Origin of the sequence: Alkalinema pantanalense CENA528 (genome assembly GCF_050753345.1) — a bacterium.
GTDB classification, from domain to species: Bacteria; Cyanobacteriota; Cyanobacteriia; order Leptolyngbyales; family Leptolyngbyaceae; genus Alkalinema; species Alkalinema pantanalense.
The window spans coordinates 36,005-59,832 of the sequence record NZ_JBLZFX010000020.1 but is presented as its reverse complement, the minus strand read 5'-3'; the positions used below and the strand labels follow the sequence as shown (position 1 = coordinate 59,832).

Annotated in this window: 21 protein-coding genes and 1 tRNA gene; 14 read left to right on the top strand and 8 right to left on the bottom strand. The window is 50.1% G+C overall.

Features of this window, described 5'->3' with window-relative positions; genetic code table 11:
• Positions 1 to 3: 3 nt before the first annotated feature.
• A complete protein-coding gene (locus ACN4EG_RS09050) occupies positions 4 to 1,758 on the bottom strand; it encodes a potassium channel family protein (RefSeq protein WP_431629020.1) in 1,755 nt (584 codons plus the stop codon).
• Between the two features lie 153 nt (positions 1,759 to 1,911).
• On the opposite strand from ACN4EG_RS09050, the gene ACN4EG_RS09045 reads away from it, so the two are divergent.
• A complete protein-coding gene (locus ACN4EG_RS09045; RefSeq protein ID WP_431629019.1) occupies positions 1,912 to 3,159 on the top strand; it encodes an HD domain-containing protein in 1,248 nt (415 codons plus the stop codon).
• 142 nt (positions 3,160 to 3,301) lie between these two features.
• Here ACN4EG_RS09045 and ctpB read toward each other — a convergent pair whose 3' ends face one another.
• The gene (ctpB, locus tag ACN4EG_RS09040) at positions 3,302 to 4,639 is read right to left on the bottom strand and encodes a carboxyl-terminal processing protease CtpB (protein WP_431629018.1); all 1,338 of its coding nucleotides are present in this window, start codon (positions 4,637 to 4,639) and stop codon (positions 3,302 to 3,304) included.
• A 737-nt stretch (positions 4,640 to 5,376) separates the two neighbouring features.
• Between ctpB and ACN4EG_RS09035 the strand changes: the two genes are divergently transcribed.
• Positions 5,377 to 6,345 carry a hypothetical protein gene (locus ACN4EG_RS09035; RefSeq protein WP_431629017.1) on the top strand — a complete coding sequence of 323 codons (969 nt, stop codon included), beginning with the start codon at positions 5,377 to 5,379 and terminating at the stop codon, positions 6,343 to 6,345.
• Between the two features lie 10 nt (positions 6,346 to 6,355).
• On the opposite strand, the gene recJ is transcribed toward ACN4EG_RS09035, so the two are convergent.
• The 3 genes from recJ to ACN4EG_RS09020 all read right to left on the bottom strand — a co-directional run bounded on the left by recJ (position 6,356) and on the right by ACN4EG_RS09020 (position 10,310).
• On the bottom strand, positions 6,356 to 8,785 hold the full coding sequence (gene recJ, locus ACN4EG_RS09030; RefSeq protein WP_431629016.1) for a single-stranded-DNA-specific exonuclease RecJ: 2,430 nt from the start codon (positions 8,783 to 8,785) through the stop codon (positions 6,356 to 6,358).
• 57 nt (positions 8,786 to 8,842) lie between these two features.
• Positions 8,843 to 9,646 carry a PD-(D/E)XK nuclease family protein gene (locus tag ACN4EG_RS09025; protein WP_431629015.1) on the bottom strand — a complete coding sequence of 268 codons (804 nt, stop codon included), beginning with the start codon at positions 9,644 to 9,646 and terminating at the stop codon, positions 8,843 to 8,845.
• A 79-nt stretch (positions 9,647 to 9,725) separates the two neighbouring features.
• Complete coding sequence (locus ACN4EG_RS09020) at positions 9,726 to 10,310, bottom strand: PAP/fibrillin family protein (protein ID WP_431629014.1); 585 nt, start codon at positions 10,308 to 10,310, stop codon at positions 9,726 to 9,728.
• A 521-nt stretch (positions 10,311 to 10,831) separates the two neighbouring features.
• Here ACN4EG_RS09020 and ACN4EG_RS09015 point away from each other — a divergent pair.
• The 4 genes from ACN4EG_RS09015 to ACN4EG_RS09000 all read left to right on the top strand — a co-directional run bounded on the left by ACN4EG_RS09015 (position 10,832) and on the right by ACN4EG_RS09000 (position 14,233).
• A complete protein-coding gene (locus tag ACN4EG_RS09015; RefSeq protein ID WP_431629013.1) occupies positions 10,832 to 11,071 on the top strand; it encodes a DUF3134 domain-containing protein in 240 nt (79 codons plus the stop codon).
• Positions 11,072 to 11,452: 381 nt separating this feature from the next.
• Complete coding sequence (mraY, locus tag ACN4EG_RS09010; protein ID WP_431629012.1) at positions 11,453 to 12,559, top strand: phospho-N-acetylmuramoyl-pentapeptide-transferase; 1,107 nt, start codon at positions 11,453 to 11,455, stop codon at positions 12,557 to 12,559.
• An 81-nt stretch (positions 12,560 to 12,640) separates the two neighbouring features.
• Positions 12,641 to 12,732 (top strand) — tRNA-Ser (locus ACN4EG_RS09005).
• Between the two features lie 175 nt (positions 12,733 to 12,907).
• Positions 12,908 to 14,233, top strand: a complete 1,326-nt coding sequence (locus tag ACN4EG_RS09000; protein ID WP_431629011.1) for an ABC transporter substrate-binding protein — start codon at positions 12,908 to 12,910, stop codon at positions 14,231 to 14,233.
• Between the two features lie 251 nt (positions 14,234 to 14,484).
• On the opposite strand, the gene ACN4EG_RS08995 is transcribed toward ACN4EG_RS09000, so the two are convergent.
• On the bottom strand, positions 14,485 to 15,318 hold the full coding sequence (locus ACN4EG_RS08995; RefSeq protein WP_431629010.1) for a tetratricopeptide repeat protein: 834 nt from the start codon (positions 15,316 to 15,318) through the stop codon (positions 14,485 to 14,487).
• Positions 15,319 to 16,091: 773 nt separating this feature from the next.
• Between ACN4EG_RS08995 and ACN4EG_RS08990 the strand changes: the two genes are divergently transcribed.
• The 3 genes from ACN4EG_RS08990 to ACN4EG_RS08980 all read left to right on the top strand — a co-directional run bounded on the left by ACN4EG_RS08990 (position 16,092) and on the right by ACN4EG_RS08980 (position 17,482).
• Complete coding sequence (locus tag ACN4EG_RS08990) at positions 16,092 to 16,559, top strand: hypothetical protein (protein ID WP_431629009.1); 468 nt, start codon at positions 16,092 to 16,094, stop codon at positions 16,557 to 16,559.
• A 208-nt stretch (positions 16,560 to 16,767) separates the two neighbouring features.
• Positions 16,768 to 17,331 (top strand): glutathione S-transferase family protein, encoded by a 564-nt coding sequence (locus ACN4EG_RS08985; protein ID WP_431629008.1) that lies wholly within the window; start codon positions 16,768 to 16,770, stop codon positions 17,329 to 17,331.
• Between the two features lie 10 nt (positions 17,332 to 17,341).
• Positions 17,342 to 17,482: a hypothetical protein gene (locus ACN4EG_RS08980; protein WP_431629007.1), complete on the top strand. Its 141-nt coding sequence runs from the start codon at positions 17,342 to 17,344 to the stop codon at positions 17,480 to 17,482.
• Between the two features lie 290 nt (positions 17,483 to 17,772).
• On the opposite strand, the gene ACN4EG_RS08975 is transcribed toward ACN4EG_RS08980, so the two are convergent.
• Positions 17,773 to 18,336, bottom strand: a complete 564-nt coding sequence (locus ACN4EG_RS08975; protein WP_431629006.1) for a DUF721 domain-containing protein — start codon at positions 18,334 to 18,336, stop codon at positions 17,773 to 17,775.
• Between the two features lie 266 nt (positions 18,337 to 18,602).
• On the opposite strand from ACN4EG_RS08975, the gene ACN4EG_RS08970 reads away from it, so the two are divergent.
• The 4 genes from ACN4EG_RS08970 to cynS all read left to right on the top strand — a co-directional run bounded on the left by ACN4EG_RS08970 (position 18,603) and on the right by cynS (position 21,957).
• Positions 18,603 to 20,108 carry a hypothetical protein gene (locus tag ACN4EG_RS08970; RefSeq protein WP_431629005.1) on the top strand — a complete coding sequence of 502 codons (1,506 nt, stop codon included), beginning with the start codon at positions 18,603 to 18,605 and terminating at the stop codon, positions 20,106 to 20,108.
• A 109-nt stretch (positions 20,109 to 20,217) separates the two neighbouring features.
• Positions 20,218 to 20,991 carry a PspA/IM30 family protein gene (locus tag ACN4EG_RS08965; RefSeq protein WP_431629004.1) on the top strand — a complete coding sequence of 258 codons (774 nt, stop codon included), beginning with the start codon at positions 20,218 to 20,220 and terminating at the stop codon, positions 20,989 to 20,991.
• Between the two features lie 33 nt (positions 20,992 to 21,024).
• Positions 21,025 to 21,276 (top strand): hypothetical protein, encoded by a 252-nt coding sequence (locus ACN4EG_RS08960; RefSeq protein ID WP_431629003.1) that lies wholly within the window; start codon positions 21,025 to 21,027, stop codon positions 21,274 to 21,276.
• Between the two features lie 231 nt (positions 21,277 to 21,507).
• Positions 21,508 to 21,957 carry a cyanase gene (cynS, locus tag ACN4EG_RS08955; RefSeq protein WP_431629002.1) on the top strand — a complete coding sequence of 150 codons (450 nt, stop codon included), beginning with the start codon at positions 21,508 to 21,510 and terminating at the stop codon, positions 21,955 to 21,957.
• A gap of 43 nt (positions 21,958 to 22,000) precedes the next feature.
• Here the strand turns inward: cynS and ACN4EG_RS08950 are convergent, their stop codons facing one another.
• Positions 22,001 to 22,921 (bottom strand): alpha/beta fold hydrolase, encoded by a 921-nt coding sequence (locus ACN4EG_RS08950; protein ID WP_431629001.1) that lies wholly within the window; start codon positions 22,919 to 22,921, stop codon positions 22,001 to 22,003.
• Positions 22,922 to 23,219: 298 nt separating this feature from the next.
• Between ACN4EG_RS08950 and ACN4EG_RS08945 the strand changes: the two genes are divergently transcribed.
• The gene (locus ACN4EG_RS08945; RefSeq protein ID WP_431629000.1) at positions 23,220 to 23,762 is read left to right on the top strand and encodes a thioredoxin family protein; all 543 of its coding nucleotides are present in this window, start codon (positions 23,220 to 23,222) and stop codon (positions 23,760 to 23,762) included.
• Positions 23,763 to 23,828: the final 66 nt, after the last annotated feature.

Here is a 23,828-nt window from a genome sequence, read left to right as displayed (position 1 = left end):
TGATTAATTACGGTACGAATCCACTACCCTTATTTTGTTCATGACTGACAGGGGTACCGATCGCCAGAGTTCATCTAAGCGATGGGCAGGGACGGTGAGGTAAAGAATATCTTCTGCACTGAGGTAGGCTTCTAGCAGATTCCAGCCGTGCACGGTTTGATGGCAGGTTTCGAGATACAACGGTACAAAATCAATGTGCCGAGCAATATCTTTGACTTGGTGGCCACAGAAAGGATGATTGGCCGTTATCAGGGTTGCTAAGGCAATCCATAAACTATTGCCTGTCATCCCATTGCCAAGAATTCGGCCTCCCAGGGCAGCAGCGGCAAAGGAAGGTGCGGCTAACTCCGTTGGGCTGAGCACAGCTTCAAAGTCAAAAACTTGCTGAGCCATCTGGGAAAAGTTGGGATCTTGGTTCCGGACAATGACCGCTAAGCGAGGGTTCAAGCCTTTTGCAGTGAGTGCAATTTCTAGATTAGTGGTGTCATTGCTGGTGACGGCGAGTAGAGCTTGGGCTGTACCGATCCGGGCCGATTGGAGTACATCCGCCAGATTGGCGTCGCCATGGATGACAGGTAACTTGAGTTGATTGGCCGTACTGAGAAAGCGACAATGGGGATCTCGTTCGATAATGACCACTTCATGGCCCCGATCGCGGAGTTGTTTTGCAATCTGCATCCCAATGCCCCCCAACCCACAGATGATGTAGTGACTGTTATGGGGAATTTGAGCAGCATTCCAGATTTGATGAAAGCGAGTTCCCAAAACAAAATCATTCAGCAAGGCATAACATACCCCAATGACCCCCGCCCCTACGAGCATCATGATGGCGGTGAAGACCTTAATTCCGGGAGGGGCTTGTTCAGCGATGCTTTCATTTCCACCCGCTCCAGTAATCATTCCCACAGAGAAATAGAGGGCATCTTCCACTGAGGTATTGAAGTTAATGCAGAGATAGGTCAGGGTTGCAATGAGAATGGTGAGTAACAGCAGTAGAATAACGCCGACCGCCGATCGACCGTGGTGATGGAGCCGTTTCAGACTCGCTATAAATTTTGAGAGACTCTCATTTAACGATCGTTGGCTGATCCGTACACTGGGCTGGGTGGCCACAATTAAGCGATCGCCCACCTGTAGCTGCTCTCCTCGCAGCATTGCTGACACTAAGTCAGTGGTATGGTCAATGGGCAGGTAATAAATCAACATTCGCGATCGGTCATCCCACAGGTCTTTTAAGGGTTTACCTCGCCAGGGATGGTCGAAATCGATCTGCTCTTCATGGATAGGCCAAGTTTGGTTAAAAAGCTTAAGTTGACCGATCGCTAAATTGCCTAGAGCCGCAAATGCAAACACGGGGGCTGCGATCGCCGAAACACTCATGGTTGTGTGGTTCAAGAGGGTTTGATCAAGGCGATCGCCTAAGCTGGTGTTGTAGAGCCGATTGACAATCCGAATGTGAGGATTCAGCACCCGGGCTTGCACGAGGACGGCTAGGTTTAGGGCATCATCACTCGTTGCCAGCACCAACGTTTTTGCTTCCCGAATTCCCGCTGCCAGCAATGTTGAAGCGGCTCGTAGGTCACCGATGACGATATTGTCTGATAAAGGATCTAAACAGCCATTCGATCGCCCCTCCGATCGTTCTCCCAAAAGATGATGGGTACTAATCCCCACCACCTCTACCCCCTGTTGTTTCAGGAGCTTGTAAATTTTGTATCCTGTCTGACCCAAACCACAGACAATTATGCGCGGTTTCATGGTTACTAGAGTCTTCTCATCTGGGCAAATGGTGAAACCCAGTAATTAGGAATGATTGTCCTGTAGTCACACACAAGTCGTTGTAGCTCAAAGCACGGTTAGAACAAACTTATGGGTACATTCCATAGAGATATTCCATCTCTGGATTCCTCTGTGCTAACCGAACGGACTTACCACGATCCTCTCCATGGAGCCATTACCCTCAACGGTGCCGATCCCATGGAGGCTTTGTTAATTCGTTTAATTGATACTCCGGCCTTTCAGCGACTTCGGCGGATTCGACAACTAGGGCCAGCTAGCTTAACCTTTCATGGTGCAGAAGGTTCTCGGTTTACCCATTCCTTGGGGGTATTGGCAGTAGCTCGCCGTGCCTTCGATCGCTTAGCCAGCATGCATCCTCAGTTGCAACCGTTTCGATCGACCGTTCTCTGTGCCGCGCTACTGCATGATATTGGCCACAGTGCTTTGAGCCATACAGGGGAAGAAATTTTTGGCACTCACCATGAAGTCTGGACATGCCGGATTTTGCACGAGTCCCTGCCGATCCGTGAATTGCTCGATCGCTTTAATCCTGATCTGTTGCCACAGCTCGAAGCGGTCTATCACAAAAAACATCCCATTCCGCTGGTCTGGCAATTGGTCAGTAGCCAATTAGATTGCGATCGCTTGGACTATTTGATGCGAGATAGCTATTTTACAGGTGCATCCTATGGTCATATTGATTTAGATCGGATTTTGCTAGCCCTGCGTTATGACCCCGTGACGCAACAGCTGACAGTAGCGCAAAAGGGAATTGCCGCGATCGAACATTACCTGGTGGTGCGATCGTTTATGTATAACCAGGTTTACAACCATCCTAAAAATTTGGCGGCGACTTGGGTCTTAGAGCGTTTATTTGCCCGTGCTCGCGAGGGAGGGAGCGCGGGCAAAATCTGGGCTGATGCCGTGATGGGCGCTTGGTTACAGGGGGATTGCGATCGCCTATCGTTGGAACATTACCTGGCATTGGATGATTCTCGGCTGCTGTATCACATTCAATGCTGGCAAGATGCCTCAGATCCGGTGTTAGCGGATCTCTGCCGTCAGTTTTACGATCGGGATTTACCCAAGGCGATCGAAGTGACTCAGGTATGCCCTGATCGGCGATCGGAAATTCGGGAATGGGCCAATCATCTAGCTTTACAAATAGGATTGGATCCTAATTACACGATCGGGGTTCGAGTGGCTCGTAGTCGTGGTTATACCCTGTATCAGCGGGGCATTAATTTGCAAACGACCCAAGGCTTGCAGGAAATTAGTGAACGATCGGCCTTGGTTCGCACCCTCATTCAACCGATCGAGCGAACCTACCTCATCTGTCCCAGGGCGATCGCGCAAACCATGAAAGAAAACCTCCCATAGCTGCCAGGACGACCGGAAGCGAATGGAAGGTGGATGGGCAACGTTCGGTAGCGGTTGCGTTTGTTCGTGTTGTGTCCGTTAGGGGGATGTCTGCTAGCGTTGTGCTGGGCAGTAATGAGTTGACGACCAGCAATACCAACCCCTACTGGGCGAACAATCCAGGGGTTGTACCAGGTGTGGCCGGACGCTGGCCAACATTTTGATTGCCCGTGTTGCTATTGGCAATTTGCTCTAGGGCTGCGATCGCTCGAATATACTGCGGATCCTCCAGGGTACCTAGCAGTTTTGGATTGGTATAGAGCTTGCGTTGCTGATCGGTAGACAGATCTAAAACGACGTTGGGTTCAATTCCCTTGTGACTAATGTCGGTTCCATTCGGGGTGTAGTAGTGGGCGATCGTCACGGCTAAGCCTGATCCATCCGAAAGGGGATGGACGGATTGAACCAGTGCTTTCCCGAAGGTTTGGCTACCCACAACGGTGGCCCGTTTGTTGTCTTTCAAAGCTCCAGTTAAGATTTCGCTGGAACTGGCAGAGTTTTTATCGACCAAAACAGCTAGAGGTAGCTTAGTTAAAGCGGTGCGATTGGCCGCAATTTCTTCGCTTCCCCCTTTGCGATCGACAGTTTTGACAATGCTGCCTTGATCCATCCACATACGGCTAATTTCGATACTGGCTTGGAGTAAGCCCCCCGGATTGCCCCGTAGATCCAGAACAAAGCTGTCTACCTTTTCAGAGAGCAGCGATCGAATCGCTTGCCGCATCTGTTCCGCCGCATGACTACTAAATTCACTCAGGCGAATATACCCAATCCGACGTTTTCCTTCTTGCTTGACGTCGTAGCGAACGGTTTGCAGTTCAATCCGGGCTCGCGTCAAGGGAACATCAAACTCACTGGCTCCCGATCGCCCAATCCGCAGAACCACCTTGGTGCCTTCCTGGCCACGAATCAGACTAGATGCGTCATCCACTGTCATTCCCTTAGTGGACTTGCCATTGACTGCCAAAACCTTATCGCCTGACTTTAAGCCGCCTTTGGCCGCAGGTGAGTTGGGCAAGGGTTCCACTACCGTTAAAGTTTTGGTTTGACTATCCAGTTCTAACCGGATTCCGACGCCGGATAATTCTCCCGATGTCTGACTATTCAGCACGTCAAACTGCTTAGGATCCATGAAGCGCGTATAGGGATCATCTAACTGCTTCAGCGCAAGGCGCAGAGCATTATAAGCTTGCTCTTTGGAGGAGTAGTCTCGGCTTAACAGATCCTGCCGAATGGCTTGCCAATCCTTGCGATTGAAGGTGGGATCAACATACTCATGGTTGACAATTTGCCATGCCTCATCAATTAGCACCTTAGGGCTGTCTTGGAAGGATGCCTGGGCGGGGCGATTGAGCAGACAGGGGGCAAGAACGGCACTGGTCAAAAGGGTCGTGCTGAGAAGCAACTGTGACAGAAAGGAACGTTGGATGAGGTGGTTCATTGGCTGCGATCGCAATAGTTAGGAACGGAATGAAAAAACCGGACAATCCGTAGCAGCGCTGATAGTCAACAGATCTCAAGGCTAAGGTTCATTGAGTGCGATACCTGTGTTTGACATCCCTGCTTGATATCTCCTGTGTATTAATATCCAAGGTTTATACCTAGGGTTAATACTGAAGAAGGCTGATATCTAAAGCATAGCCATCCAATCATTGAACGATGTTGATTTCTAGTGACTTACACAAAAAGGAGCCCAGACAGTGACTTGTTTTCACCGAGTTAATCACAATCACTCAAAAAGGTGAGAGCAATCCGGAGAAAATAACTTGTCCAAAGTAACTTGTCCCAAATAACTCGTCCAAAGTAGTAGACATCCTGACCTGAGCAAAGGCAGCAATGTGACGGTTTGACAAGTGGTTCAAGTCAGCGGTTTGAACACCTTGCTTGAATAAAGGGCTAGGTATCACCGATGTATCACGGAGAACACATACTACCAATCCTACTTCAGTCGAGATTGGGCTGGAAAAGTAAAATAAGCTGCCTAGGATAACGAATAAAATTACGGAAGTTATGGCTAGTGTAGCAGTAACTTTTGGCAAAATGGGAGCGCAAAAGCCGAAAGTCTTGCAAAAGCTAGGAAGCGATCGAACGTCTTCAATTTTGCAGCAAGCTGACCTTATCCGATGTCGCTAGTAATACTGCTTCGGTAATACTGTTGCCAATCACTAATGGAGTCCTATGGTTGGAAATCGCTGGAAAAACCTGTTATTCACTTTAGGGAAACTTGCGATCGCCGCAGGGGCGCTGACGGGGCTGGTTGCTATGCAGCGTACCCAGTTACAGCAGGGTGCCGAGTTCACATTTTCTCCGGAGCAGCTAAATCAGCAGGAACGCTGGAAGCTTGATATTTTGCAGCGATCGCCTACCTTCGGTTTCGATAACTTAATGGCCGATTGGGTCTTTCTCAACTTCCTCCAGTACGACGGGGATGACGAAGCGCGAGCCCAATTAGGGTACGAACTGGCTCCCCAGTTTTTTGACCTAATCACTCGTTGGGATCCGCGTTTTGTTGAAAGCTATCTCTTTTTGTCGGGAACTCTGTCCTACCGACTGGGGAAGCCCGATATTGCAGTGGACTACATGACCCGAGGAACCAATGCGCTACAGGCCAATCAGCATCCCAAAGCATTTCTTCCCTGGCGGTTTAAAGCGTTAGATCAACTCCTGCTCCTCGGTGATGTTCCGGGATCGATCGTCTCCCATGACATGGCTGGAGATTGGGCGATGCAATCGATCGATCCTGATGTCAGCCGGGTTGGGCCATTGATGAAGCAGACAGCTGCGTTCCTCAAAACCGATCCCGATAGTCGTATGGTTCGGCTTTGGGGTTGGAGCTCAGTGTTTGAACAAGCGGAGGTCACGCGCGATCGGCAAACCCAGGCGCGGGCGCGGCAGGAACTGTTAAAAATTGGGGCGGAAGAACGGAAGGATCCCGAAGGCAGAACCTATTTCGTTCTGCCTCCTGACAATCCCAATGCCCCGACCGCTCAACCCAAAACTCCGTCTAGTCCCACGCCTACGACCGAGACAATTCCCAATGCCCAACAATCTCCAGAGGATATCCCCTCTACAAGTCCTAATCCCGCCGATCCGACCCCTCAGGCCAATCCAATGACTCCCCCTTCTGAAACACCAGCCAATCCTTAAGGAGTGCTGGCTAGGGTAAGGTTCTACGGGCGAATGTTTGTAGTAAGCCAAAGGGAACGGTTGCAAAATATTGTCGGCGGAACCCCTCTTCTCGAACGGCGTGGAGGAAGGGCTGGCCTGCGGTTCGCCAATCGGGATTGGAAAAGCTGGGGGTTTTTTGCTGGGGAGAGGATGGCCCACCGACGGTTAAGCCCCGATCGCCGCTGATAATCTCTAAGCCAAGGGATTGCAAAGCTTGAAGGCCAATGCGTAGGGTGGAGGGTGTGATTTGCAACTGTGCAAGAATCTGCTGTGGCGATGCCCAAGCTTCGGTGCGGCTGAGGTATTTGGCAATGCCCAACAGTTTGAGCCAAGGTTCTGGACTGGGGGAGAGGAGAGGGGCTGGGTAGGCGATCGCGAGGTATTTGCCTTCCTGATAGGCCCGTCGGAACCAAGGGGTGAACTCTTCCCAATCGGTTGGGCAAGTGGTCATCACTAAAATGTCAGCATCCTTGGTTGATAGAACTTTGTGTTCCTCAGGATCGAGGGCTCGCCAATCCAACAGCCAATCTAGGGCTGCCCGATCGGAGGAAAGGGGGGCAATGCGACTTTGGGTCGGTAGGGTATCGGGCCATTTCCCAGGTTGCTCGATCGAGGGGCTCGACCGTACGTCAATTAATCGCACTTCATAGCACCGTTGATACACATTATTTTCGAATTCCACCACCACATCACAGTGTCCTGTTGGAAGTTCTTCTTTGTAATGTCCCCACCAACTGCCGGAAATGCCTTCGGGCCAACTCTCTTCGCCACAGGTCTGATCCCACAGGCGAAAGGTGGTGCGAATGTAGGTGACTTTTTTGTTGTTGCGATCGGTGAGGTTGCGGTGGGTTGCTTGGGTAAACCACACATTTTTGAGCAGTAACCGAGGCGGCGGATTGCCCATACCACAGGGTTCGATGGCTCGCAGTTCCCGATAGAGATCTAGCCCCAGTTCCGCCACCGTAACTTGGAGGTCAACTGGTAAGGGACGTTGCCCTACCCGATCGGCCAGTTCCTGTAAAGCGCGTTGATTAATCGCCTCGGCAAATAGGGGTAAATTTTCGACCCCCAAACTTAACCCTGCGGCGTAGGGATGGCCACCAAAGCGATGCAGTAAATGGGCTTGATCCTTGACCAATTCGTAGAGGTCAATGTGGTTGGCCGATCGAGCGGAACCACGGGCGATTGATCGATCCCCTGCGGTGTTGGCAGAGGAACTTTCTGTACTCAGAAGAATGGTTGGACGACCAAACTCTTGGGCCACTTGACTCGCGACCAACCCTAAAACGCCGGGATGCCATTGTTCATCCCACAGCACAATCACTTGGGTTGTAGATAAATCGAGCTGCTGTACCCGATCGAGCACTTGTTCAGCCACTTCCCGTTGCAAGGCGCGACGGCGGGTGTTAGCCAGTTCCGTTTGTTCTGCCAGTTGGCGACATTGCGCGGCATCGGTGCTGGTGAGGAGTTCCACACAGAAATGGGCATCGCCTTGAATCCGACTGACGGCGTTGATGCGGGGGCCAATGCCAAAGGCAATATCCGTAGCCCGATCGCCGGCCCGTTTACAGAATTCCAGTAGGTGAAATAATCCAGGGCGGGTAGCGGTGGTGCGATCGGCCTGTTGTTTTAATTGAGCGATGCCCTGCTGCGCGAGATAACGGCAATCGCCCTTGAGTTCCACTAAATCGGCGACTAATCCGATCGCCACCAGATCTAACAGGTGTTCTAACGGTTTTACGGGAACCTTGGGCAAGCGATCGTACAGCGCTTCAACTAATTTGTAGGCTACGGCAACCCCGGATAGTGTAGCCAGGGGATGATCCGAGGGTAAATTGCGGGGATTGACGATCGCACACACCGGAGGGCGTTCCGGCGCTAACGTATGGTGATCAGTCACGATGACATCAATCCCTAGGGAATTGCAGTAGTCAATTTCCGCTAAGTTTGTACTGCCTGTGTCGCAGGTGACGATTAACTGACACCCTGCGGCATGAAGCTGATTGATCCCTTGCTGAGAGAGCCCATGGGATTCGGTCAAGCGATTGGGAATGTAATAGGTCAGCCGATCGTCCTTGGCAAAAAACTGTCCCAAACCATCCCATAGCACCGCTGTGGCTGTTACCCCGTCAGCATCAAAATCCCCCCAGATGGCGACTTTTTCCTGGTTCGATCGGGCCTGCACCAATCGATCGATCGCCCATTCCATCTCCTCTCCGAAGGCCCAGGCGGGACAGGGCTGATATTGCTGGGGGTTGAGAAATCCTGGCAAATTGTCCAGATCCCGCACCCCCCGATTCCACAACAGCCGTGCCAGATACTGACTGGGGAGGTGGGTGATGGATTGCAGCGATCGACAAAAGGTGTCGGGCGGTGATTCGTTGCTCAGAAGCCAGGGAGGAAGGATGGGGAGATTCATGGAACGCTAGCTGAGACAGGGGATCAAACAAAACAGGGAATCACACAAGACAGGACATCAAAGGGGAATTTCAGCGATCGTCTCCCAGGACAAAGTATCCCAGTCGGGGTAAGGCAGATCATGAGTTAAGTCCAGTAGGCTATGGCGTTGGCAACTAACGACAAAGGGACAGGTTTGGCAGAGGGGAGAACTTCGCGTTACTTGGGGAAAATCAGTACCAGCGGTTTCGTACTGAGTTAGCCATTGGCTGAGGTGAGTGAGTAACTGCATTAACTCCTGGTGAGTCCGATCGTGGCGTTGCTGATCCCAGCGTAGAGTGATTGATTGGGGAATGGCTTGTCCATCCCGCCCTTGGAAAAACCAGTAGGTCATGGCAAGGCTATCTGGCGAATAGTGGCTAGTCTCCGCTAACAGGTAGAGATAGAGACGGGTTTGCCATTGGCGTTCCAGGTTGCGAACTTGCTGGGGTTTAGGATAGGTTTTCCAATCTAAAATGTGCGCCTGCAATTGGCCTAGCAGCAACAGGTCATAAACTGCAACTAGGACGTGATCAGCTAGAGCGATCGTGCGGCTCTGTTCACTTTGACGAAGGGGTTGCGGTTCTCCCTCCAAGATCAAAATTTGGGGTGCCGCCGCCAAAAAGGCGTCAAACCAATTTTTCAGGGCTGGATTGGTGGCTGCTAAAGGGTCGATCGGCAACCCCAAATCCCACTGTTGCAATAACCGATGGAACTGACTTCCTTCTGCTAAGCGCAACGATTCCTCCGGCACTGTCGGTACAGCTAACTGTTCCAAAATGAGGTACTGGAACTTGCGGGGACAATTAGATAACAGAGAAAGTTGGCCTTGGGACAAACGCATGGCTAAACCACAGAGCAGAAACGAGGGAAACTCCTTCTCAATTCACTTACGGCTCGAATTGACGGGTTCAAAGAGTTCCCTAACACTTTGTTAGCACAAATATACTTCCTTCATTGCCGCGCCCAAGGCGTAAATCTTCATCTAAATAAGTAACGTCGATCCACCCATTGCGATCGCGGGGCGGAATCTGGAAATCCACCCCCAGAAATCGTTTACCGGCTTCAATGTCGCGGATGAGGGCTCTGGGTGACTGATATCCGATGGGGCGTTGTAACCCGGCGATCGCCCGTTCAAACTTCACCTCCAGTCGGCGTTCGGAAATGGGTTCAAATTGGGCAACCACACTAAATAGCCCTTCTAAAAAGGGAAGCCCTGCCACTTCTGCCACGTTGTAAACTCGATTGCCTTGGGGCCGAATACACTGATAGATCTCGCCCAAGTGATTGAACGGGATGCGATTTAACCCCAACAATTCCTGACTCGTGGTGTAGAGCAGTCGCCAATCCCCCGCGAGGAGATCAATCGCTTCCGTGGGTCGGGGCGTGGGGTTGCGATCTTCCAGCATGGCCACAGCGGCAGCAATGGCCAACTTGTCAGTCTCGGTCGCTAAGAGTCCGCGATTTTTTCCTGCGATCGCCGTTAGTAGTTCTGCCTTTCCCAGCATAGTTATTTTTCTAGCGATAATTTTCTAGTGACAGAGGCCCATGGGGGCCTATGCGGTATTGGTGGTATTGAGATGGTGCATTGATGGAGGTGGCGTCAATTACCGTCAGCTTGATGATTTCTTTACACTGTAACAAGGCGTTCCTCGGACTGGGCATCCTACTGCCTCTGCAAAATTACAGAAACTCCCTCAAGGATCAACGTTAATTTGCGGAAGCATCAGGTAATGGGTGGAGGGAAACTCCCTAAGGAGTAAAGTTCCTATATTTTGTGAAATCTTCCCCTGATTACTAGAAGTAACTGGTGAACATGTCTCGTAGACGGCTTTTCCAGAACTTGTCAACTGCGCTATAGTCCATCAGGGATGTTTTTTGCATTCAGTCTAAAAAATCTCGAGATTGATGCTGCAAAAATCACACTCGGTGATAAACTCTGGGTACCTCAAGCCCATCCTAATGTCTGAGTCTTTAATGTCTGACTCTGCAAACGCAGAAAACACGTAGCTAATCTAGAACCCACAACATGGTCTACAATCCTTCTCTTCGTCAAGAACCTCGCGATAAGCCAGCCAGTGTCATTCCAATCCAACAAGAGTCCTCAATCTTGGATTGGTTGGAACATACGGGTCGCCTCCGGGCACGGCAAAAGGGCGACTACGATTATGTCGATGATGAGGAAGAAATTAATGATCTGATGGGAAGCGATGACGAATCTTTTGATGATCTAGATGATGACGATGACCTAGGCGATTTAGAAGAATAGGAACAATTAGGTTTGAGTTGAAGCCTAGATGTTGAGGTATCTAGGTCTTCGGGATTGTCGGAATTTTTTAAGTGTGTCTCCTCGGACATGACATTCAAGTCTGAGCTTCGGGTTTATGATTCAGTTCTCCGCTAGCTCTTCAAGCAAGTGGATTTCAGGAAACCAAGATTGAAAAAATCTCCTACAATTCCCTGCAAGTAATGGCCCACAAGTAACTTACAAGTGAGGCCCGTTACTGCAAACGAGGAGAAGTATCTAGAATACGCTCTCTTTACTTTAGGGGTTCGTTGCTTTCCTGAGTTTCCATTTCTAGATGAGATCATTGCTTAGCAATGGGTGAACCTTTCAGTGTGGTGTAGTGCGTGAAGTGAGAGTGTCGTTGTGGACGCCAAGTTATTTACTAGCCAATCTTTTAGCTTTTCAGGAACGCGCCTCTTTTTATTCCTAACAGGAGGTCTAACCGGGTCGGCCATGTTGCTAGATCTCTGGGCAGGCCGATCGTTCATTCAAGGAGCTTCTCTTACCCTTCCTTTAGTGCTCTGTGCTGTGGTCACTGCCTTAGTCGGCTATCTTGCGGTTCCCCTCCTACGATCTCTCAAGGCTGGTCAAATCATCCGGGAAGACGGCCCCAAGGCCCATTTAAAGAAGGCAGGAACCCCGACGATGGGGGGAGCCTTTTTTGTTCCGGTTGCAGTGATTGCCGCCGTCCTCTGGTCTGGCTTTGCCCCCAAGGTTTTAGCAGTCTCAGCTCTCACCCTCGCCTACTTTGCCATTGGCTTCTTAGATGACTGGAAAATCATCCGTAAGAAGTCCAACAAAGGGATTTCCCCCCGTATGAAAATGGGGCTACAAATTGGTGGGGCTGTGCTCTTCTGCCTTTGGATGCTGCTGACCCAGTCTCCCGATTTAACTCGCATTGCCCTCCCGATCGGGTCTGGCCTGTCCCTCGGTGCTCTGTTTTGGGTGGTGGCCGGGTTTGTCATGGTAGCGGAAAGTAACGCGACCAACCTGACCGATGGAGTGGATGGCCTTGCTGGGGGTACCGTTGCCATTTCTCTACTGGGTCTGGGCGCGATCGCTGGGTTAGAAGGTTCCCACTATGCCCCAGAATTAATGATCTTCTGTGCCTGTATGAGTGGGAGTTGCTTGGGGTTCTTAGTGCACAACCGTAATCCCGCTAAGGTGTTTATGGGTGACACAGGCTCCCTCGCCCTTGGGGGCGCTTTAGCAGCCGTTGCCCTACTGACGAATTCTCTGTTTGCTTTGCTGATTGTCAGTGGATTATTCCTATGGGAAACCATTTCGGTCATCATCCAAGTCAGCTACTACAAAGCCACAAAGAATGCCGATGGGGTGGGCCAGCGCTTTTTCAAAATGTCCCCTTATCACAACCACCTAGAGCTCAGTGGTTGGACTGAAACCCAGATTGTTGGATGGTTCTATGCCGTCAATGCCTTTCTGGTCATGTTGTCGATGGCTCTGCTCTAGCTTTTCCTCAACGTTCTCAAAAAAAAATCTACTGCTTTACTTTCTTAAAATTTATCTGTTAAGATAACTAAGCAGTGGCCTGGAGAGGTGGCTGAGTGGTCGAAAGCGGCAGATTGCTAATCTGTTGTACGGCAGGTAACTCCGTACCGAGGGTTCGAATCCCTCTCTCTCCGTTCTAAAGCTCACGTGTTGATCCTAAAATTTAATACTTTCTGGGAAGGATGCTTGAATAAGCATCCTTCCTTATTTTTAGCAAATCAGACAACCATAGCCCTTGCTCCAATCCCACAGACCCGATACCCTTAACCTAAATAACAACCTAAAGTGTGTTGAGGGGTAAGACATTCAATGAGTAAATTGGGATCTTCTTCCAGAATTAGCCTGCCCAAGGCATTAGTAGTCGCAAGCTTAGCCCTTGGAGTAGGGGGCATCACGGCAGCCTGCCAGGAAGCTGAAACGCCTCAGACAACTCAGACAACTACTAGTGGCACATCTCCTAGTTCGGCGGTAGGAGATAGCAAGGGGCTGAAGCTAGGATCCCTATTGCCCTCAACGGGAGATTTAGCCTCCCTGGGTCAACCGATGATTGCGTCGGTTCCCCTACTAGTGGAGACGGTGAATCAGTGTGGCGGCGTCAATGGGGCACCTGTGACCTTAGTGGCTGCCAATGACCAAACGGATCCAGCGGCTGGAACGGAAGCAATGACCAAATTGGCAACTGTAGATAAGGTTGCAGGGGTGGTGGGTTCCTTTGCTAGCAGCGTCTCTATGGCAGCAGGTACGATCGCGGCTCGGAACAAGGTAATGCTGATTTCTCCCGGCAGTACCAGTCCCGAATTTACAAAAAAAGCTAAGGATTTCCAGGGTTTTTGGGCTAGGACGGCACCCTCTGATACCTATCAAGCTCCAGCCCTGGCGAAGTTAGCTTACGAAAAAGGCTATCGCAAAGTTTCTACGATCGTGATCAACAATGACTACGGCGTTGGGTTTGAAAAGGAATTTGTCAAAGCCTTCAAAGGTCTTGGTGGGACGATCGTCAATGAAGCCAAGCCCACTCGCTACGACCCTAATGCCCAGACTCTGAAAACAGAGGCGGCTGAAGCCTTTAGTGGGAAGCCCGATGCAGTGATAGCTGCCATGTACGGCGAAACGGGGAGCTTGCTGTTGAAATCCGCCTATGAACAAGGGGTCAGCAAGGGCATCCCAATTCTGGTGCCCGATGGGATGTACGCTGACGATTTGGCAGTCAAAGTCGGCAAAGGGACGGATGGGAAATTTATTGCGACCGGGGTGCTGGGAACGATTCCTGGCGCAAGTGGCAACGCCCTAGCAACATTTACCAAGATTTGGGAAGACAAACTGAAGCGGCCTGTGGGAGCCTATGCAGCCCACTCTTGGGATGCAGCGGCGCTTCTCGTCCTAGCTGCCCAGGCGTCCAAATCTAACACAGGTGAGGGCATCCAAAGCAAACTGCGGGAAGTGGCCAATGGCCCTGGTGAAGAAGTCACCGATGTCTGTAAAGGACTAGAACTACTCCAGGCTGGGAAGACTATTAACTACCAAGGGGCAAGCGGCAACGTAGACATCGATGAAAATGGCGATGTGCTAGGAACCTATGATGTCTGGACTATTAAAGAGGATGGCAAGATCGCCAAAATTGGCAGTGTGAAATAAAGTCGGCTTGCAAGAATCCTGAGCGAATGAGTGCATAGCTGAAATTAAGAGTTTGCTTGAAATTTGAAATTAAGAGCTTGCTTGAAATATAGCGGTCAGCCTCATTCGTTCTGGCTTCCATCCCAGGGTCTGTCCGTTTGCCAACCTGTTGTTTACCAATTTGCTTCCCAACTTGTTTGCCAAGCCAATAGTTTGCCAAGCCAATAGTTTGCCAAGCCAATAGTTTGTAATCTTATGGTAAGTGTGCAAACCTAGCCCGTGACTCCATCCCCTTTTTGAGTTTGCAGGATGTCGTTGAGCCAGCTCTCTACTTGCCACCAAAGCGGAGGATACACCGTCGGTTGGGATTCGTGGCTCAGATAATCTAGAGCTAGATAATAATCTGAGAGGGCGCAGTTCCAATCGCCAAAGAGGTGATGGGTACGTCCTCTTTCCGCATAAATGTGGGCGGATAACATGACCTGCTCGGTGTAGTTGGGTTCTTGCTGAACGAGCCATAGGGCTTGATTGAAGTTATCGATCGCAGCGGAGAACATATCTAGCTCGCGAAAGGTAATGCCCTGGTTGACCCAAGCTCGAATGTTGTAAGCATCAATTTCTAACGCTGTTTGGTAATCAGTGATTGCCGCAAACAAGTCTCCCTGGGCCGCGTAGTAGTTCGCCCGATTATTGAAAACATGGGCAAGGTTGGGATTGAGGCGAATGGCTTCGTTGTAGTCTCTCAGCGCTGCCTCCCAATGACCCTGTTGGGCATGGACCAGTCCACGGTTGTTGTAATCCGTTGCACTGTTAGGATTGCGATGAATAAGTAAATCAAATCCTGCAATGGCTTGGGTAAACTGACTGCGCTGCGCTGCAAATAGAGATTGTTGGCGCAGGAGTCGATCCCGATCGCTACAATTCCAGGGGGCTTGGCGAGAGGATGGGTTCCCTTGGGCAATTCGATGCTGGGTAGTCCGATGCCGCAGATGGGTATGACGCTGAGATCGGGCTAAAAATCGCCAGGTACCCGATCGTTGCAATTGCCAACGGGAATGGGGACGGTACTTAAGGGGTGAACGGCGGGAAGAAACAGATGAAAACATAAAAATCAACAATTACCCTGATGCGAAATCAAAAATTGGCAAAATGCCCGAATTTTACAAAAAAATCTAGCTTGACAAAAAATTAACTTTAAACACCAGAAAATGGTTTGGGATAGCAATCTACGAATCAGCGAGATTGATCCCCATGAATCTATGTTCCCTATGCAGCCAACACACCCGTCATCAGCACAACTTGAAATTCCTTCACTCAATTCTCAATGAAGTTTGGTCAACTTCCCGTAGATTGGCTGCCTACCTATGCCAGCGCGGGATAGATTAAGTCAAGCAAGCCAACTGGTTGAGAAAGCTGGTGGCAGAAAATTTAGGCTCGGAGCAATCTGTACTGCATGATCCTAATGTGCCCCTTCTCCCTAGAAAGTCAACACCTCTGCAAGTCAACACCTCAATTCTGCACCTGCTCAGCCTGCTGGTGAGTGATGGCTTAGAGAAGTTCAGTGGAGGTCGTTGCAGGGCTGATTGTGAACCATCGAGTTGCGATAAGGCAACAATAAGTTATTTGAAATGCAACACTGTGTCTGCAACTGTTCACAAATCAGTTGTCTTCGGTACAAAGTTGATAGAATGCGAAAAGTCATCTTGACGCTTCATCGAAAATTTTGGAGATAACTTCGGCCTTGGCTTAAATTCGGCTTGGCTTAAATAGAGGAATGACGGGAAAATCACGACCTACTGAGAAGAGACGATTCCCCTAGTCAATGACCTTTCTGCCGCCAAATTTCAGATTAATAACTTCTTCTGGTGACATAACTTCTATGACAATTGAGCAAAATACATACCCCAATGCCACGGATGTAGTAGCGGAAAGTTACCTGGTAGTGGGCTTAGCCACCTGCTTCTTGCGAGAAGATGGTGAAGTTCATCCTGTGCAGATTATTGAACCGATTCCTGCCGCTGCTCTCGAAGCTCTCCTGAAAGGGATTCCGACTTCCTATGAGCAAGCGATCGGGATTACGATCGGGTCTGTGCTCACACCGGAGGGTCTTCAGTTGCCGACAGCGTTTCCAGTGATCACGCAATTTTGTGATGATTTTGCTTACCGAGCAACGGCTGCTGCCCGTACCTATCAAGCCCGCCCGCAGTCCCAAGACTTGATCCCCTTAGGAACGACTCGGCAAGACTTCAACTATTCCACCGATCGCAAACGAATCCTCAATTCGCAAACCATTGTCCGCAACGAAGATAACGTTAAGCAGCATGCCTATACCCATCAAGTTCTTTAGGTTCATCTCAGGGAGAAGCCGTTATAATGAGCTGCTGGTACTTGGGTTCTATCGATCTCGGGATCGGGCTGGACTCCCTGAACGCTGCTGTGATTGTTTGATTCTCATCAATCCTATGCTATTTTCATCAATCACATTCTCCTCAATTGCATTGCTCTAAATCGCATCGTTCTAAATTGCATTGCTATCAATTACTGTCTGAATCGTTATGCTGAAACTTTATGGTGGCGCTCGCAGTCGCGCCACAATCATTCATTGGTACTTAGAAGAACTGGGTATTCCCTACGAATTTGTCCTGTTGGATATGGCAGCGGGTGCTCACCATGCACCAGATTTTTTGGCAATTAACCCATTTGGTAAAGTTCCGGCCATTGAGGATGGGGACTTCAAGTTATGGGAATCCGGTGCAATTTTGCTCTATCTCGCAGAAAAATACGGGGGTGGCTTCTCGTCGATCGAAGAAAAGTCGATCGCAAATCAGTGGATTTTATTCGCCAACTCGACTCTCGCAACTGGGATCTTTATTGAAGCTAGTCGAGAGAAAGAAATGCCTCGCTTGATGGGAGGGCTGAATACTTTACTGGAGAAGCAATCGTATATTCAAGGAGAGCAGTTTAGTGTTAGTGATGTGGCTGTTGGATCCCTATTAAGCTACATCCCCATGATGCTGAAGCTCGATCTGAGTGGTTATCCAGCCGTCCTCCACTACATGCAAAGGCTGGCTGAACGATCGGCTTTCCAACGGGCTTTCAGTAATCGTCCCGACCGTTGATTCTCCTTTGATGGCCTCTACTTTCATGACTTCCATCAGCATTTCAGAGGCAATGCTGGCTTCGGCAATCACGGCCTCTACAACGATCGCAGGGGCGACTAGGGGCGCAAAGCTAGGGATCGCGAGTGTGCAAGCATTCCAACTGCCTTGAACCGGAGAATTCAGTTGATGACAATAACCACCGCGTCGGCCTTCGATTTGATAATGCTTGCAGTGGCGGCAGGTCGAAATCCGGGGATCGCCTAGATTCATAGGGGTTGCGTACTGTGAAAGAAGGTTGATCCCATTCTGAACTAACGTGGAAAACACTTTTTCCCTCCCAAAACAGGCAAAGGCTATAGCCATGGTCATTTGCTCACAGTTTTGCGTGGAATTACTCATTCATATAATCTTTAGATTCTCGTCACGAAGAGTAATCTCAACAGAGGGAATAACTCCTTCCTAGAGTTGACATTTTGTTATACAAATCGAACAGGATCCCCACCGATCGAGCTCTCCAGGTGGGGTAGGGCATTGACAGACTGGACAGATTGGCCACTGGTGAGTGCGGGCTTGTACCTGGGCAGCCCACTGATGAAAAGTAGCCTCTGGAGTGTTGTAAAGCAAGGAAAGTTGGTACTGGTGGCTGATTGTGGGATCAAGTGATGGGTGCTGATCCCAGGTCTGGTTCGTGCTTATATTGGGACGAAGATCCGCCAGATCCCCCGATGAAGTCAACCACTGAGTGGTTGAAAAGCGAATTTTGACCAATTGCAATTCCAACGTTTGATTGAGCTTGTTCAGCAGTGATATCTGCTGAAACATTAAGTTTTGTACCCATACAGAATTGACCGTTGCCACCTGCAAAATATTTTGATGCAGGCTGATAGGTCGTGTGTGCTGGGCAAGGGTAGATCCCATAATTTCGGCCCACTGGGATTGGATGCGATCGAGTTGCTGATGTTCGATCGAAGGGGCCGGAATGGGTAACTGTGGAAGAACTTTACCTACGGAGTGCCAAGCCATAATGCTGAATTTCCCAAACAAAATTACTACTAATTAAAGATATCTTGCCAAGATTTCGGGGGATTGGGATGGTTGGTGATTCAGCTAAATCCTTGACTGTTCTGCCTTGGGATCAAAATTTTCGTGCAATTTTGAGCTACTCGACTACACTGGTACGCCATAGGGTTCTAAGAAGGCTTTGTACCTGATGAAACCTTGGGTGGGTGCTTAATCCGGCATTTTTTCCGATTTCAAATTGGATTTAGTCAAGACTCATAGATAAACCTATGCAGCAAGCAACGTTTGCCAACTCCACGAACAGCTCTTTAGCTGCTGTCCTGAATCCTCGCATCCAGACAGCCCTTAGCAACTTAGACAGTCGGCTAGAGGATGAACTCGCACGCTATCGTCGCTATCGTGCGGGGTTGAAGGTGGCTCCCTCTTCAGCTAAAGCTATGCATCCTAAACCCAAGCTTGATCGGGTGGAATTGGCATCCTTTGCTCCGATCGGGGCTCCATCGGGGTATGCATCGGTTCAATCTGGAAATGATGCATCTCGATCTCATCTAGACGGAGCCGATCAAACGTCGGTTTCTGTGGGGTTAACCAACGGTAGCTTGGATCCTCAGGACGAAGTAGCTACTGATTCCGCTTTAGCGGTGCTGCCCACCCAAGCCGATACTTTGGTCTCGATCGAAGCTTTGACGGCAGACACGATCTCCGACAATGCGATCTCTTACAACCCCTATGAGTTGTCGATGGATTTTACGGCTGCTCAAAGTAACCATGCCCCAACAGGTTACTTGCCCAGTGATTATCTGGAGTCCTCAGAAGCCTTATTACGCAGCCTTGCCGAAGAGGAAGCCCAAGCCGATTTAGAGCGGGGAGTATTGGAGAATCTGCTGACGCCTTTGGGGGTCGGCTCTATGCTGTTGATGTTGCTAGCCAGTGGGATGTTTGGCTATTTGGTGATGAATCCGAATAGCTTGAAGGCGATCGCGGGCTTGGCGGGAAGGGCGATCGCTGGGCTACGGGCTCCAAGCAATTCTCAAACGGTGGTTCAGGCTCCTGTAACAGTAGCCACCGAAGAACCTAATAATGGATTTGCCCTAGATTCCCAGGAATTTGCTGATCTCAGCTTGGGTAACTTGACGGCGTTGCGCACGGGTAGCTCAGGGGTTCCCATGGGTAAGCCACTGATGATGGATAAGAATAAAGCCGGTAAGCCTGTTCCGAATGGAGTGGTAATCAATCCCAAGCTTTCTGCTGGCAAAGCGGTAGTAGTCCCTGGCACCCCAATAGGGGGAATTCCCTCGAGCGCTGCTGGCAATGCTCAACCTTCAGGAATTGCGCCTGTGTTTGGTCGATCGGGGAATTCCGGTGGCCCAGTCCGTACAACGCCCCTACCCCAGCCGCGACGGTTTAGCGCTCCTGCCCCTGTTTATCGGGCTCCTGCACCCCGCTATAGCCCCAGCCGACCTAGCTCGATTAACAGTGGGAATACGACGCCACTGCCTCCGGCTCCTTTACCTCCGGCTCCGCTGCCATCCGTTGCCCCTGCTCCAGTCAATAGTTCAGAAAGCCCCAAGAGTTCCGGTTATAACGTGGTAGTGCCCTACGATAGCGATCGCACGCTGGAAAAGGTACAACAGCTTGATCCCAATTCCTACTTCCGCAATAGCGAAGCGGGGGCTGTAATTCAAACCGGGGGTTCCTACAATAGCGAGGCAGAAGCCCAGCAAAAGGTACAGGAGCTGAAACAGCAGGGCATTGAAGCTGAAGTACAAAAGTAACCTGAAGGGTGAACCGTAAGCTGGAAAATTGAGATTGAAAATTCAGTGAAAAAGCAATGAGAATAGAGGTACTGTTGCCGCTATTCTCTTTTTTGTTGAGGAATTTCCCATGGGTTTAGTCGATCGGGTCTGGCGTTTAGTCCGGGCAAATGTCAACGATTGGATTGAGAAAAACGAAGACCCCGAGAAAATCCTGGAGCAAGCGGTTGCGGATATGCAGGATGACTTGGTGCGGATGCGGCAGGCGGTGGCCCAGGCGATCGCGACCCAAAAGCGGACAGAACGGCAAGTGACCCAAGCGGAACTCCAGAGTAATGAATGGTACCGTCGGGCGCAGCTTGCTTTACAAAAGGGAGATGAAGCTCTCGCCCGCGAGGCCCTCACCCGGCGGAAATCCTACCAGGAAACTGCAGAGGCCATGGCGGGGCAATTGCAACAGCAGAGTGGTGTCGTTGGGCAACTGAAGCAGAATTTGCAGCAATTGGAAAGCAAGCTGATTGATGCAAAGACCAAAAAAGATATGTATATTGCCCGTGCCCGTGCTGCCAAAACTTCGCAACAGTTGAACGATATGTTGGGCGGCATCGGCACCAGCAACGCGATCCAAGCCTTTGAGCGCATGGAAGAAAAGGTAATGCAGTTGGAAGCGCAGGCAGAAATTTCTGCGGAACTGAGTACCGATCAGCTGGAGAAAAAATTCCAAGCGCTCGGTGAAGCGAGTGAGATTGATCAGGAGTTGGTGGAATTAAAAACCCAGTTACTAGGAACCACGCCGTCGGGACAGATTAGCAGTTCTAGCGGTTCAACAGTGGGCAATTCTACTGCCAATAGCTATTCCGATCCCGAGTTAGAAAAACTGCGCCGCGAGATCCGAGGCATTTAGACTTGGGATATTTAGATAACAGGTTGCATTAGGATGCAAGACCGGCCTTATCATCCGATCGACTGCGATATTTACGATCGCTTGTTGGAACTGATTTTGCGTTGCCGGATTTGTGAGGTGGTCTATCGCAATGAGGCTGGGGAATCGGTTGTAATCCAGGCCAAGCTCGTTGATATTTACAGCCAGAATGCAGTTGAATTTGTTCGTCTCGACTCTGGAATGGTGATTCGCCTCGATGATTTAATCACCGTCGATAGCGTGGTAATTCACGGATGCGAGATGTAGAGGCGGTGACTACGGCTTGCAAAATTTACGGCTTGCAAAATTGTTGTAGCAAGGGCACGGGATCAGTCGATCGAAAAAACTGCTTGTGGTTCACAGTTCGCTCCAACAACTTAGTCTCTAATGGAATAGATTTTCAACTAGGATTGCTGACGGCAACCGTTTTTCTGGCAATGGGCAGCGTAGTTGTGAATCAAGGGTTGTGAATTAGCTATTGTGAATCAGGAGTTCAGGATGTCTAGCGTTGAAATTCCCGCATTGACGCAAACATTACTTGCCGCCAAAAAGCAAAAGGGCTTGACGTTTGCTGACCTGGAATCCTTGCTCGATCGGGATGAAGTGTGGGTTGCCGCATTATTCTATGGCCAAGCGGCGGCCTCGGAAGAAGAAGCTCGCAAATTGTTAACGGCGTTGGATTTGCCGCAAACGTTGGTTGCTGAATTAACCGCCTGCCCCACGAAGGGCCTGGGGCCGATCGTGCCAACCGATCCGCTGATCTACCGCTTCTACGAAATCATGCAGGTGTATGGAATGCCCATGAAGGATGTCATCCAGGAAAAATTTGGGGATGGCATTATGAGTGCGATCGATTTCACGTTAGATATCGAAAAAGTGGAAGATCCCAAGGGCGATCGGGTGAAGGTGGTCATGAATGGGAAGTTTCTACCGTATAAGAAATGGTAGTGCTGTTGACCCATCCGGCCTAATCTTCACCGATCGTAGGAGTTTACAGGTGGGTTTGAATCCAATCCTGCACGATCGGGTTGACTAACTCCGGGGCTTCATCCTGGGGACAATGGCCAACGCCGGGGAGCGGAATAAATTTCTCCACTGCGGAATATTGGCTGAAGGCTCGCCCCAGGTCGATCGGTTCCCAGGGATCTTGTTCCCCCCAAACCACTAGGGTGGGACAGGTTAACTGGGGTAATAGATCCTCCGGTAGGGGGCCTTGGGAGTAGGCGGTAAAGGCCAAGAAAACGTCTACGGCACCTGGATCGCGGGCGGGGGCTAGCAAGTATTCCACTAACTCATCGGTCACAGTTTCTGGGCGGTGGTAGGCTTGGCGCAGAATATTTTTGACCGCTTTAGGTTGGGCAATTTGATTAAAAAAGAACTGACCGATCGCTTTGTTTTGTAAAACCGACTGCAAAATGGGAGCCCCTACCTGCTTATACCAAGCTTGTCCTTGGCGTTTGAGATCGTGGAGTAGCCGTAGGGAGCAGTTCAATAAGACAAGCCCGCGTACCTGATCCGGTTCGTCTACGGCTGCCTGCATCGCTGCCACACAGCCGATCGAATTGCCCACCAAAAATACCGGAGACCCAATCACTTCTCGGCAGAAATCGCGAATTTGCTGGCTCCAAGTTTCAAATGTGTAGGCAATTTCCTGGTTGGGTTTCGGTTTCGCCGATCGGCCAAAGCCGATGAGATCCAAGGCATACACCCGACAGGTCTGGGCCAAAACGGGAATATTCTTGCGCCAATGGTAGCAAGAGGCCCCGAAGCCATGGATCAGCAAAACAGCGGGGCGGCGATCGCCCGCAGATGGGTTAGGGATAGATTGGTCAGCAGTCGTTTGGTAGCCAATGTCAAACCCTTGCCACTCCCAAATCCGATAGGGCGTTGTTTCAGAACAGGCAACTGTCATAAGTTTCAGGGCATGGAATGAGGAAAGGGGATAAAAAATACTAACGGGATAAAAAGATACTCAAGCAAATGCTTGCTTCGACAAATTTCGATTGATGCAGTTGATTGATGTAGATCAAAAGATCTCAGCAGACAGCAGGTATGCAACCTACCTGTGTCATTGTGACTGTTTTAGCTTTGATTCTCAATCCATCCATTGTTCAGCAGACTTTAAGATTGTTTCTCAGGTTCAGTCTGACCAATTTGGTCTATAAATTGAAAGGAAACCTGTTGCCTTGAGGCTCTTGTAAAGTTCGACTATGGAAGGAACAGCGATCGGCGGATACGCGCCCGACTTTGAGTTGCCCGGTGCAGATGGCTCTGTGCATCACCTCGCGCGATATTTAGAACAGTACAAAGCGATCGGGGTGGTTTTCATGTGCAATCACTGCCCCTACGTCAAATTGTATTTGGATCGGCTCAAGCAGATTCAAGCGGACTTTGGTGGCCAGGGGTTTACGCTCATCGGCATCAATCCCAACGATGGCAAACAATTTCCTGAAGATGCCTTCGATCGAATGCAGCCCTTTGTTGAAGCTAATGGCATCAATTTTCCCTATCTGCGGGATGAAACTCAGGATGTGGCCCATACCTTTGGAGCCGAAAAAACACCCCATGTGTTTCTGCTGAACCAGCAAGGCATTCTCTGCTACAGCGGTGCCGTGGATGACAATGCCCAAAATCCAGCCTCCGTAACCCAAAACCACCTGCGAGATGCGATCGCTCGAATCTTAGCCGATGAAGCGATCGTGCCAACCTCAACGGCTCCGGTGGGCTGTTCAGTGAAATGGCGATCGGCCTAGTTAAGCGGGGTCATGCATCAGATTGCGCCTTGAGTGTTCACCTTTTGCAACGGCTTGATCAGTTAA